Source organism: Bacteroides sp. AF39-11AC, from assembly GCF_003474285.1.
GTDB lineage: Bacteria > Bacteroidota > Bacteroidia > Bacteroidales > Bacteroidaceae > Bacteroides.
This window is the reverse complement of the sequence record NZ_QROH01000001.1, coordinates 400,738-414,333: the sequence shown is the minus strand read 5'-3', so window position 1 is coordinate 414,333 and position 13,596 is coordinate 400,738. Positions and strand designations below refer to the sequence as shown.

6 protein-coding genes and 1 tRNA gene are annotated in these 13,596 nt (G+C 45.7%); all 7 read left to right on the top strand.

Annotation, left to right across the window (positions count from 1 at the left end; translation table 11 throughout):
* Nucleotides 1–27 precede the first annotated feature (27 nt).
* The 7 genes from DW036_RS01315 to DW036_RS01285 all read left to right on the top strand — a co-directional run bounded on the left by DW036_RS01315 (nt 28) and on the right by DW036_RS01285 (nt 13,555).
* A complete protein-coding gene (locus DW036_RS01315) occupies nt 28–1,059 on the top strand; it encodes a S41 family peptidase (protein WP_118460688.1) in 1,032 nt (343 codons plus the stop codon).
* Between the two features lie 75 nt (nt 1,060–1,134).
* Nucleotides 1,135–1,216: transfer RNA gene (locus tag DW036_RS01310), tRNA-Leu, on the top strand.
* Between the two features lie 411 nt (nt 1,217–1,627).
* Nucleotides 1,628–4,666, top strand: a complete 3,039-nt coding sequence (locus DW036_RS01305) for a TonB-dependent receptor (protein ID WP_118460687.1) — start codon at nt 1,628–1,630, stop codon at nt 4,664–4,666.
* 35 nt (nt 4,667–4,701) lie between these two features.
* Nucleotides 4,702–6,222, top strand: a complete 1,521-nt coding sequence (locus tag DW036_RS01300; RefSeq protein ID WP_118460685.1) for a RagB/SusD family nutrient uptake outer membrane protein — start codon at nt 4,702–4,704, stop codon at nt 6,220–6,222.
* Nucleotides 6,223–6,425: 203 nt separating this feature from the next.
* A complete protein-coding gene (bglX, locus tag DW036_RS01295) occupies nt 6,426–8,780 on the top strand; it encodes a beta-glucosidase BglX (protein ID WP_118460683.1) in 2,355 nt (784 codons plus the stop codon).
* A 109-nt stretch (nt 8,781–8,889) separates the two neighbouring features.
* Entirely contained in the window at nt 8,890–10,224 is a 1,335-nt protein-coding gene (locus DW036_RS01290) for a glucoamylase family protein (RefSeq protein WP_118460681.1), read from the top strand.
* Between the two features lie 292 nt (nt 10,225–10,516).
* The gene (locus DW036_RS01285; RefSeq protein WP_118460679.1) at nt 10,517–13,555 is read left to right on the top strand and encodes a TonB-dependent receptor; all 3,039 of its coding nucleotides are present in this window, start codon (nt 10,517–10,519) and stop codon (nt 13,553–13,555) included.
* The last annotated feature ends 41 nt before the right edge of the window (nt 13,556–13,596 follow it).

Sequence of the window (13,596 nt, the reverse complement as noted above, 5' to 3'; positions counted from 1 at the left end):
GCGACAGCGTGTTAAGGTGATAGAATAATGAAAATAAAAGGAATATATCATATTAAATTAAGGTGGCTTGGAATACTTTTCATGTTGCTGCCATTGTTTTCAAGTTGCATTCGGGAAGAAGAGTTCAACAACTCTCCGCAAGGCAATTTTGAAGCCTTGTGGAAGATTATCGACGAACAATATTGTTTCCTCGACTATAAACAGATAGACTGGAAAGCCATTCATGACGAGTACCAGCCTCTCATTACTTCGAATATGCCCAACGATGGGTTATTCCAAGTGCTTGACAGTATGCTGGCAGAACTGAAGGATGGTCACGTCAATCTGTACAGTTCTTCGAATATGGCCCGATACTGGGACTGGTACCTGGATTATCCACGCAATTTCAACGAGGGTATCATTGAACGGCAGTATCTTGGAAAGAGTTACCGTATCGCCGGTGGCCTCAAATATAAAATTCTTGAAGACAACATAGGGTATATCTATTACGAATCATTCTCCAATGGCGTCGGTAACGGTAATCTGGACGAAGTTCTCTCCTACCTTGCTCCATGTAGCGGACTGATTTTCGATGTACGAAATAACGGCGGAGGTAATCTTACTTACTCTGAGCGTATTGCCTCCCGCTTCACTAATGAAAAGGTATTGACGGGATACATCCAGCACAAGACAGGAAAGGGACACAGCGATTTCTCTGATCCTGAACCTATTTATCTGGAACCATCCAACAGCATTCGTTGGCAGAAGAAGGTAATGCTTCTCACCAATCGCCACTCTTACAGTGCGACGAATGATTTCGTGAACGCTATGCGCTACTTTCCTAATGTCACTTTAGTAGGTGACAAAACCGGTGGTGGTTCAGGTTTGCCTTTTTCTTCGGAACTTCCTAACGGTTGGGGAGTACGTTTTTCTGCCAGTCCACATTTGGATGCCGAAAAGCAACATATAGAATTCGGCATTGATCCGGATGAGAAAGTAGATATGGCAAAAGAGGATGAAGACAAGGGGATAGATACGATCATTGAAAGGGCACGGGAACTCTTAAAAGTGGTCCAATAAATACTTTCTGCACCAAACTATTTGCTGAAAAGAAAAATCTTTCTATCTTTGCCGTCGCTTAACAAGAAAGCCACTGCGGGTGTGGCGTAATTGGCAGCCGCGCCAGACTTAGGATCTGGTGCCGAGAGGCGTGTAGGTTCGAGTCCTATCACCCGCACAAATATTTAGATACAGTTAAAAATGTAAGAAGAAAAAGCCTTCGGAATTAGTTTCCCGGAGGCTTTTCTTTATTTACAATTCAATATTTCAAGAAATACAGATATTAATTCGCACGGATATTCTCTAATAATTCTTGTTCTTCTTCACAATTATAAAACTTCATAATATACTATCCTTTAGTAAATAGGCACACACTCATTGATATTATTATTGTAACAGGCATTACGGTAATAGTCATTACGATAATACAAAGATGTTACGCTTACTACCAAAGAAATGCCAGCATCTTTCCAAACCCTGTTTTACGAAAGGAATTGTGTTAAAAAACCGGGATTTGAATGACCTCAAAATCTTTTTTTCATTTGCATTGTTCTGATGCAATATATCATTCACATAAAAATTTAATGCAATGAAGAGAAACCTGAACCCTCCTATGAAGAGAGCCCTAAGGCTTAAAAATCTATTCTTGACGGCATGTTTCCTGTTGATAGGCACTGCCGCATTCTCTCAGGAACACACTGTAACAGGTGTTGTTACCGATTCATTTAAAGAACCGTTGATTGGTGTATCCATAGTGGTACAAGGAACCAACACCGGTGTAGTGACCGGACTGGATGGCGATTACTCGATCCAAGTTCCTGCAGATGCTACCCTCGAATTCTCATACGTAGGTATGGAGAAGCAAAGCATCAAGGTAGGCAACCGCAATGTCATCAATGTACAGTTGAAAGAAGACTCACAAATGCTTGCCGAAACAGTAGTCATCGGTTATGGTAGCGCAAAAAAACGCGACCTGACGGGATCTATCACCAATATCAAAGGGGATGAGATTGCCAACAAACCGGTTGCCAACCCACTGTCTGCCCTGCAAGGAAAAGTGGCCGGTGTACAAATCATCAACTCCGGTAAGGCTGGTGCCGACCCGGAAATCCGTGTACGCGGTACAAACTCTATCAACGGTTACAAACCATTGTACGTAGTAGACGGCCTGTTCAATGACAACATCAACTTCCTGAATCCACAGGACATTGAGTCTATGGAAATTCTGAAAGACCCATCTTCACTTGCCATCTTCGGTGTACGTGGTGCCAATGGTGTTATCATCATCACCACCAAGAAAGCTAAAGAAGGACAGACCCGCGTAAACATCAACGGTTCGTTTGGCTTCAAGGCCATTACCAACAAGATTGCGATGGTGGACGCAGATGGCTTCAAGTTGCTGTATAACGAACAGTTAAGAAATGAAGGTAATCCGGAATATAATTTCTCGGACTGGACAGGCAACACCAACTGGCAGGACGAAATCTTCCAGACCGGATTCATCACTAACAATAACATCAGTATCACAGGTGCTTCCGATAAACATAGCTTCTACCTCGGTGCGGGCTATGCCTACGAACAAGGAAACATCAAACATGAAAAGTATAGCAAAATCACACTGAACATCAGCAATGATTATAAAGTGACGGATAACTTCAAAGTAGGTTTCCAATTCAACGGCGCACGTATGTTGCCGGCCGATTCAAAGAGTGTTGCCACTGCCTTGCGTGCAGCTCCGGTGGCCGAGGTATATAATAAGGAATATGGTTTATATACTTCCCTTCCCGGATTCCAGAAAGCACAGATGAATAACCCGATGGTAGACGTTGACCTGAAAGCGAACACTACAAAAGCAGAGAACTACCGTGGTTCGGGCAATATATACGGGCAATGGGACTTCCTGAAACATTTCCAGTTCAAAGCCATGTTCTCACTAGATTATGCTTCAAACAGCACACGGACTTATACACCGATTATTCAGGTATATGACGCCAGTGCGGAAGGAGATATAGCCACATTGGGTAACGGCAAGACCGGAGTCACCCAGGCTAAAGAAACGGAAATGAAAGTGCAGAGTGACTATCTGTTGACCTATACCAATTCATGGGGTGATCACAGCCTGACAGCCACCGCCGGTTTCACAACCTATTACAATAAACTCGAAAACCTGAATGCCGGACGCACACAAGGTGTAGGGCTGGTCATACCGGATAACTCTGACAAATGGTATGTAAGCATTGGTGATGCAGCTACTGCTACCAATGGTAGTACACAGTGGGAGCGTTCTACGGTATCTGTACTGGCACGTATCCTCTATAATTATAAAGGTAAATACCTGTTCAACGGTTCTTACCGTCGCGACGGCTCTTCCGCCTTTTCGTATACAGGCAATCAATGGCAGAATTTCTATTCCGTAGGTCTTGGCTGGCTGATGAGTGAAGAAGAATGGATGAAAGACATTGAATGGCTGGATATGTTGAAACTGAAAGGATCATGGGGTACATTGGGTAACCAGAACCTGGATAAAGCCTATCCGGCAGAACCTTTGCTAAGCAATGCCTATTCTGCAGTATTCGGTGTTCCATCCGCCATCTACCCGGGTTATCAGCTTGCCTATCTGCCCAACCCGAATCTGCGTTGGGAGAAAGTAGAAGCATGGGAAGTAGGTGCTGAAGCCAACTTCTTCCGCAACCGTCTGCACTTTGAAGGTGTATATTACAAGAAGAAAACGAAAGATCTGTTGGCAGAAGTTCCCGGCATCTCAGGAACCGTGCCGGGTATCGGTAACCTGGGATCTATTGAGAATCTGGGTGTAGAACTGGCATTGAACTGGCGCGACGAAATTGGCGACTGGAACTATAACATCGGAGCTAATCTGACTACCATTAAAAATAAGGTGTTGAGCCTTGTACAGGAAGGATATTCCATCATTGCCGGAGACAAGAGTCAAAGTTATACAATGGCAGGTTACCCTATCGGTTACTTTTATGGCTATAAAGTAGAAGGTGTTTATCAGAGTCAGGAAGAGATTGATAATTCACCGAAAAACAAGCTGGCTACCGTCACTCCGGGTGACTTGAAGTTCAAGGACGTGAACGGTGACGGCGAAATCACTACAGCCGACCGTACCATGATCGGCGATCCGACACCGGATATTACTTATGGTATTACACTCGGAGTAGGTTATAAAAATTGGGAGTTGGCAGTAGATATGATGGGACAAGGCGGCAATCAGATTTACCGTACCTGGGACAACTACAACTGGAGTCAGTTCAACTTCATGGCGCAACGCATGGATCGTTGGCATGGTGAGGGCACCAGTAATACCCAACCGTTGCTGAATACAAAGCATACCATCAATAACATGAACTCCGAATATTATATAGAAGATGGTAGCTTCTTCCGCATCCGTAACGTATCATTGGCTTACAACTTTGATAAGGCACTGATTTCTAAGATCGGCATGCAGGCACTAAAGCTCTATGTGAACATTCAGAACCTGAAAACGTGGAAGCATAACACGGGATATACCCCTGAGTTGGGCGGTTCGGCCATTGCTTTCGGAGTAGATGACGGAAGTTATCCGATGCCGGCGATTTATACATTCGGGTTTAATTTAACTTTCTAAGGGATAGTATTATAATAACCATAACAACAAAGATTATGAAGATAAAGAAATATATTCTATCACTGTTGATTGGCGCAGCCGCCTTCTCATTCAGTTCTTGTAATGACTTCCTGGACCGCGATCCGCTGGGACAGTTCACGGAAGACGACGCCCCTAACGCCCTTGTAGGCGGAAAGATGTACAACGTCTACTACCTGATGCGTGGTTATGACATCACGGCGGGTATTCCTGCTTTCATGATACACATGGTACGTAGTGAAGATTCCGAAAAAGGAAGTGATGCCGGCGACGGTGGTGAACAGGCAGCCATGTACGATGATTTCGAGTACACAGCCTCCAACGGCCCTTTAGGTGCATATTGGAGTCAAAACTATAAAATCATCTACCAGTGTAATGAAATTCTGGATGACATCGAGAAAAGCGCAAACAAAGACGATACTGAGAATATCCGCACAAAAGGTGAAGCTCTGTTTTTCCGCGCTTATTGCTACTTCAACCTGGTACGTGCTTTCGGCGAAGTCCCCTTGGTAACCATCAAAGTAGTGGAAGCATCCGATGCCAATGTACCTAAAACAACTGCCGAGAAGATATATGAACAGATTGACAAGGACCTGACCACAGCTGAAGATTGTCTGCCTTTGCGATGGGACAGCGACTACACAGGACGTATCACTTGGGGGGCCGCACGCTCACTGCACGCACGCACTTACATGATGCGTAACGACTGGGAAAATATGTACACCGCTTCTACGGACGTCGTTAATTCCGGAATTTATAACCTGAATACTCCGGTAGATAAAGTCTTCACCGTAGAAGGTGAGAATTGTGGTGAAAGTATCTTCGAACTGCAATGCGAATCCACCGACGCTATGAAGGAAGACGGTAGCATTGGTAGCCAATTCTGCCAAGTACAGGGCGTACGTGGAGCAGGCGATTGGGACCTGGGATGGGGTTGGCACATGGCCACCACCTTATTGGGTAAAGCTTATGAAGAAGGCGACCCGCGTAAAGATGCTACACTGCTTTACTTCCGTCGCAGCAATGAAGACCCCATCACACCGGAGAACACAAATAAGCCTTATGGAGAATCACCCGTGTCCACCGCCATGGGCGCTTACTTCAATAAGAAGGCTTACACCGACCCAACCTTGCGCCGCAAATATACGCGCATGGGATTTTGGGTAAATATTCGTCTGATCCGTTATCCGGATGTCTTGTTGATGGCTGCTGAATCTGCCAATGAGAAAGGTTTGATGGGTGAAGCAAGCGGTTATCTGGAACAGGTACGTGCACACGCTCGCGGCACGCTGACCAATGTACTGCCGAAAGTGGAATCTCTGGATCAAAGTGTATTGCGTGAGGCTATCCGTCATGAACGCCGCGTAGAACTGGGCTTGGAACCCGACCGTTTCTATGACCTCGTACGTTGGGGTATCGCACAAGAAGTGCTTCAGGCTGCCGGTAAGAACTATCAGCCCAAGAATGCACTGTTACCATTGCCGCAGACGGAGATAGATAAATCAAACGGTGTATTGGTACAAAACCCCGATTATTAATCAAATCGAACTCCACAAGTATCGGTAAGCCGTGCAACCGCAGAGTTTATCAGAAAATCTTGCGGAGGCTAAGGGACCATGGGGGAAAGAATAAGCAAATACTACCGCGCGGCTTAGTAATAGGCAAGAAATTTCTTAAATATCGCAGTCAGATTGCTTATGACAACCCATGCTCATTTTATTATCTTAAAATATAGAAATATATGAAAGCAATATTCAAAAAAACAAGCTTGTTGTTGATGGGCGCCCTGATAGGTATATCAACCGTACAGGCGCAAAAGTCTCCCCAAGACATGGACCGCTTCATCGATGCGCTGATGAAAAAGATGACTGTGGAAGAGAAAATCGGACAGTTGAACCTACCCGTCACAGGAGATATTACCACAGGACAGGCTAAGAGCAGTGATGTGGCACAAAAGATTGAAAAAGGATTGGTAGGCGGACTCTTCAACCTGAAAGGGGTAGACCGCATTCTTGAAGTGCAAAAGCTGGCAGTAGAGAAATCACGTCTCGGTATTCCCCTGTTGTTCGGCATGGACGTGATACACGGATACGAAACCATCTTCCCCATTCCGTTGGGATTGTCTTGTACCTGGGATATGGCAGCCATTGAGAAGTCTGCCCGTATTGCAGCCATCGAAGCAAGTGCCGACGGTATCTCATGGACATTCAGTCCGATGGTAGATATCAGTCGTGATCCACGTTGGGGACGTGTCAGTGAAGGTTCGGGCGAAGACCCGTTCCTGGGTGGAGCTATTGCACAAGCAATGGTATACGGATATCAAGGTGCCAACCTGCAGGACCAACTACACCGCAATGATGAAATCATGGCTTGCGTAAAGCACTTTGCCCTGTATGGAGCCGGAGAGGCCGGGCGCGATTATAACACAGTGGATATGAGCCGCAACCGGATGTTCAATGAGTTTATGTATCCGTACGAAGCTGCCGTAGAAGCTGGTGTAGGTAGCGTAATGGCTTCATTCAATGAAATAGACGGGATACCGGCTACTGGAAACAAATGGCTATTGAGCGACCTGTTGCGTGGTCAATGGGGGTTTGAAGGGTTTGTGGTAACAGACTTTACAGGTATTTCGGAGATGATAGAACATGGTGTCGGCGACTTACAAACCGTCAGTGCGCTTGCCCTGAATGCAGGTGTGGACATGGATATGGTAAGTGAAGGTTTTGTCGGCACACTGATGAAATCCATTAAAGAAGGAAAAGTGAGAATGGGTACGCTGAATACCGCTTGCCGCCGGATATTGGAAGCAAAATATAAATTGGGCCTGTTCGACAATCCTTATAAATATTGTGATGTGAACCGTCCGAAGCGGGACATCTTTACAAAGGAACATCGGGATGCTGCCCGCCGGATTGCCGCCGAGAGCTTTGTGCTCTTAAAGAATGCCCCCCTCACCGCACAGCCCCTCGTCACTCGTAGCTCGTCACCCGTAGCTGACTCCCCCGTGCTTCCATTAAAGAAGCAAGGCACCGTTGCAGTCATCGGTCCTCTCGGCAACACCCGTAGTAATATGCCGGGCACTTGGAGTGTAGCTGCACGCCTCAACGATTATCCTTCTTTATACGAAGGACTGAAAGAGATGATGGCAGGCAAAGTCAACATCACCTACGCCAAAGGTAGCAACCTTATCGGTGATGCAGCTTACGAAGAACGTGCCACCATGTTCGGTCGTTCACTGAACCGTGACAATCGTACGGACCAGGAATTATTGGACGAAGCATTGAAAGTAGCAGCCGGAGCCGATGTTATCGTAGCTGCACTGGGAGAATCTTCTGAAATGAGTGGTGAAAGTTCAAGCCGCACAGAACTCGGCTTACCCGATGTGCAGCATACTTTGCTGGAAGCCTTACTGAAAACGGGCAAGCCTGTAGTACTTACTTTGTTTACGGGTCGCCCGTTGACACTGAATTGGGAACAGGAACATGTACCTGCTATCCTCAATGTATGGTTCGGAGGTAGCGAGGCAGCTTATGCCATTGGCGATGTGTTGTTCGGTGATGTAAATCCAAGTGGAAAACTGACGATGACGTTTCCGAAGAATGTAGGCCAGATACCTTTGTTCTACAATCATAAAAATACCGGTCGCCCGTTGGCAGAAGGTAAATGGTTCGAGAAGTTCCGTTCAAATTATCTGGATGTGGATAATGAACCCTTATATCCCTTCGGTTATGGATTATCATATACCAACTTCCAGTATAGTGACATTGCACTGAGCACGCCTACACTGGGAAAAGATAGTTCTGTTACCGCCGTAGTTACTGTAACCAATACGGGTAAATACGATGGTGCGGAAGTAGTGCAACTCTATATCCGTGATCTTGTAGGAAGCATCACCCGTCCGGTGCGCGAACTAAAGGGTTTCAATAAGATCTTCCTTCGTGCCGGAGAAAGTAAAACAGTATCATTCACCATCACGCGTGATCTGCTCCGGTTCTATGATTATGATATGAATTACGTAGCCGAACCCGGTGACTTCAATATTATGATCGGTGGAAACAGCCAGACGGTGAAGACGGCAAAGTTGACACTTAAATAAAGTGATTAGTGTTTAGTGATAAGTGATTAATGCCATGCGGAATAATAGCGCAGCCCACTAATCACTTATCACTAAACCCTAATCACTAAACTTCCCCTCTATATTAATTATGAAACAACTAACAACCTATTTTCCTCTCCTCTTCCTGCTCCTCCTCGGAGCTTGTAAGAATTCGAAGACCGGAAGCACTGCCCAACTTACGGACGATGCACTGATGGACACTGTTCAACGGCGAACCTTCAATTACTTCTGGAAAGGTGCAGAACCTAACAGTGGTCTTGCCCCCGAACGTATCCACATGGACGGCATCTATCCCGAGAAAGACCAGAACGTTATCACTTCCGGTGGCAGTGGCTTCGGTATCATGGCCATACTTTCTGGCATCGACCGCGGCTACGTCACCCGTGAAGAAGGTCTGGCACGTATGGAAAAGATTGTCTCTTTCCTTGAGAAAGCTGACCGCTTTCATGGAGCCTACCCACATTGGTGGTATGGAGATACCGGTAAAGTGAAACCTTTCGGACAAAAAGACAATGGTGGAGACCTTGTGGAAACAGCCTTCCTGATACAAGGATTACTGGCCGTACACCAATATTACATCAATGGTTCGCCGGAAGAGCAGGCACTTGCCAAACGTATCGATACCCTCTGGCGCGATGTCGATTGGAATTTCTATCGCCAGGGCGATCAGAATGTACTCTACTGGCATTGGAGTCCCGAATATGGCTGGGCAATGGATTTCCCTGTACATGGTTATAATGAATGTCTCATCATGTACTTGCTTGCTGCAGCCTCTCCTACACATGGTGTTCCCGCTTCTGTCTATCATGACGGTTGGGCACAGAACGGTGCCATCGTCGATCCCCATAAAGTAGAAGGCATCGAACTTCACTTGCGCTATCAGGGTTGTGAAGCCGGCCCTCTCTTTTGGGCACATTATTCTTTCCTCGGATTGGATCCGACAAACCTGAAAGATGAATATTGCGCCAGCTACTTCGGTGAAATGCGCAACTTGACGCTTGTGAACCGTACTTATTGCATCCGCAATCCGAAGCACTACAAAGGTTTCGGCCCGGACTGCTGGGGACTGACAGCCAGCTACTCCGTCAACGGATATGCCGCCCACATGCCGAACGAACGGGACGACCAGGGAGTTATCTCTCCTACTGCCGCCCTTTCATCCATAGTCTATACACCGGATTATTCGCTGGCTGTGATGCGACACCTCTACGGAATGGGCGATAAGTTATTCGGTCCTTACGGTTTCTATGATGCCTTTAGCGAAACTGATAACTGGTATCCCAAGCGATATCTCGCCATTGACCAAGGCCCGATAGCCGTCATGATAGAGAACTATCGCACCGGATTGCTATGGAAACTCTTTATGAGCCATCCGGATGTACAAAACGGATTGCAGAAACTGGGATTCTCAATAAATAAATAGATAGAAAAGCCGGAAGCAGTACACAATACTTGTTTCCGGCTTTTGTTTTTGTTAGATAAGTTTCATTATACACTTTCCTTATTTCATTAATAAACAACGCATTAAATTAATTTGAGTAGTAAATGAGTAGTCTTTGAATTGTTAAAAATCAGAGATATGTATTGGTGGTGAATATGTTTTTTGTACCCGGCTTATTTCTATTCATACTTTTGCCCCAGACTTAATTCCCGCCAAAAACAGAAGAAGCGAGAAATGAAGTCCAACCTAGTTATCCACTAAAAAATTTAATGCAATGAAGAAAAAAACACTTCTTCCCTTGGAGAAAGCCTCATGGCTTAAAAGTTTATTTCTATTAGTGTGCCTCGTACTTTCCGGCACCACTGTATTCGCCCAGGAAAAAACAGTAACCGGTGTAATAACCGATTCATTTAATGAGCCGCTGATTGGCGCATCTATCGTAGTGCAAGGTACCACTAACGGCGTAATAACCGATCTTGATGGTAAGTATTCCATTAAAGTTACTCCGGGTGCCACCCTCCAGTTCTCATACGTAGGTATGGAGAAACAAAGTGTCAAAGTAGGCAATCAAAGTGTTATCAACGTTCAGTTGAAAGATGATTCCCAAATGCTTGCCGAAACTGTAGTTATCGGTTATGGTAGTGCAAAGAAACGAGATCTGACAGGTTCTATCACCAATATCAAAGGTGACGAGATTGCCAACAAACCGGTTGCCAATCCATTATCGGCCCTGCAAGGTAAAGTGCCCGGTGTACAGGTTATCAACTCCGGTAGGGCAGGTGAAGACCCAGAAATCCGCGTACGCGGTACCAACTCTATCAATGGTTACAAACCTTTGTATGTAGTTGACGGATTGTTTAACGACAACATCAACTTCCTGAATCCGCAGGATATTGAATCTATGGAAATCCTGAAAGACCCCTCCTCGCTCGCCATCTTCGGTGTACGTGGTGCCAACGGTGTTATCATCATCACTACAAAGAAAGCTAAAGTAGGCCAGACTCGCGTAAACATTAACGGTTCTTTTGGTTTTAAGAGCGTACCCAATCAGATTGAAATGGTAGATGCAGCCGGATTCAAAGAACTATATAACGAACAGCTAAGAAATGAAGGTAATCCCGAATTCGACTTCACGGGTTGGAACGGTAACACTAACTGGCAGGACGAAATCTTCCAGACCGGTTTCATCACCAATAACAATGTCAGCATCACAGGAGCTTCCGAAAAGCATAGTTTCTATCTTGGTGCCGGTTATGCTTATGAACAAGGTAACATCAAGAACGAAAAGTACAGCAAAATAACGCTGAGTGTCAGCAATGAGTATAAACTGACAGATAACTTCAGAGTAGGTTTCCAGTTCAACGGTGCACGCATTTTACCAGCCGACACTAAGACTGTAACCACTGCTGTTCGCGCTACCCCGGTAGCTACAGTATTCAATGACCAATACGGCCTTTATACAACTTTGCCTGAATTCCAGAAGGCACAGATGAATAATCCAATGGTAGACGTTGACTTGAAAGCTAACACAACACGTGCCGAGAACTATCGTGGTTCGGGTAACGTATATGCCGAATGGGATTTCCTGAAACATTTCCAGTTCAAGGCTATGTTCTCTATGGATTATGCTTCTAACAATAGCCGCAAGTTCACTCCTGTCATCCAGGTATATGATGCCAGTGCTGAAGGAAGTATAGTTACACTGGGCGACGGTAAGACAGGTGTCAGCCAAGCCAAACAGACAGAGATGAAAACACAGAGTGACTATCTGTTGACTTACACGAATACATGGGGTGATCATAGCCTGACAGCTACTGCCGGTTTCACCACTTATTACAACAAACTGGAGAATCTGGGAGCTGCCCGTGCACAAGGTGTAGGTCTGGTGATTCCTGATAATCCTGACAAATGGTACGTAAGCATCGGTGATGCCGGTACTTCCACCAATGAAAGTACACAATGGGAACGCGCTACCGTATCAATGCTGGGACGTATCCTTTATAACTACAAAGGCAGATATTTATTCAACGGGTCATTCCGTCGTGACGGTTCTTCCGCTTTCTCGTACACAGGAAACCAATGGCAGAATTTCTACTCTGTAGGTGCAGGCTGGCTGATCAGCGAAGAAGAATTTATGAAAGATATCACTTGGCTGGATATGTTAAAACTGAAAGGTTCATGGGGTACACTGGGTAACCAGAATCTGGACAGAGCTTATCCGGCAGAACCTTTGCTGAGCAACGCATACTCTGCCGTATTCGGTACACCGTCCGCCGTCTATCCGGGCTATCAGCTATCTTACCTGCCTAATGCTACCCTGAGATGGGAAAAGGTAGAAGCATGGGAAGTCGGTGCAGAAGCTAACTTCTTCCGCAACCGCTTGCACCTGGAAGGGGTATATTACAAGAAGACTACGAAGGATCTGCTTGCCGAAGTACCGGGCATTTCAGGAACAGTACCGGGTATTGGTAACCTGGGATCTATCGAAAACAAAGGTATCGAACTTGCCATTAACTGGCGCGACCAGATCGGTGACTGGAACTATAGCATCGGCGGTAACTTGACTACTATCAAGAATAAAGTGCTGAATCTTGTACAAGAAGGTTATTCTATCATCTCAGGTGACAAGAGCCAAAGTTATACAATGGCCGGATTCCCTATCGGTTACTTCTATGGTTACAAAGTGGAAGGTGTTTATCAAAACCAGGCTGATATAGACAACTCACCCAAGAATACACTGGCAACCGTTACACCGGGTGACCTGAAGTTCGTAGACGTGGATGGCAACGGTGAAATCACTCCTGCCGACCGTACCATGATCGGCGACCCGACTCCGGATGTGACTTACGGCATCAACTTCAGTATAGGTTACAAAAACTGGGAACTGGGTGTTGACATGATGGGACAAGCCGGTAACGAAATCTACCGCACATGGGACAACTACAACTGGAGCCAATTCAACTTCATGAAACAGCGTCTGAACCGCTGGCATGGTGAAGGTACCAGCAACAGTCAGCCGTTGCTCAACATGAAGCATACGATCAATAACCTGAACTCTGAATATTACATTGAAGACGGTAGTTTCTTCCGTATCCGTAACGTACAGTTGGCTTACAACTTTGATAAGACATTACTCTCCAGGATCGGAGTACAGGCGCTCAAGCTCTATGCCAATATTCAGAACCTGAAGACCTGGAAGCATAACACCGGTTACACACCCGAATTGGGCGGTACAGCCATTGCATTCGGTGTGGACAACGGTAGCTATCCGATGCCGGTAGTTTATACATTCGGTTTCAACCTTACTTTCTAAAATGAAGAATGAAATACTAAACATTAATCATTAAACATTGA

Excerpts from the sequence above, each read along its gene's own strand:
- bglX (WP_118460683.1), top strand. The coding sequence starts at position 6,426 with ATGAAAGCAATATTCAAAAAAACAAGCTTGTTGTTGATGGGCGCCCTG.
- DW036_RS01315 (WP_118460688.1), top strand. The coding sequence starts at position 28 with ATGAAAATAAAAGGAATATATCATATTAAATTAAGGTGGCTTGGAATA.
- DW036_RS01305 (WP_118460687.1), top strand. The coding sequence starts at position 1,628 with ATGAAGAGAAACCTGAACCCTCCTATGAAGAGAGCCCTAAGGCTTAAA.
- DW036_RS01285 (WP_118460679.1), top strand. The coding sequence starts at position 10,517 with ATGAAGAAAAAAACACTTCTTCCCTTGGAGAAAGCCTCATGGCTTAAA.
- DW036_RS01290 (WP_118460681.1), top strand. The coding sequence starts at position 8,890 with ATGAAACAACTAACAACCTATTTTCCTCTCCTCTTCCTGCTCCTCCTC.
- DW036_RS01300 (WP_118460685.1), top strand. The coding sequence starts at position 4,702 with ATGAAGATAAAGAAATATATTCTATCACTGTTGATTGGCGCAGCCGCC.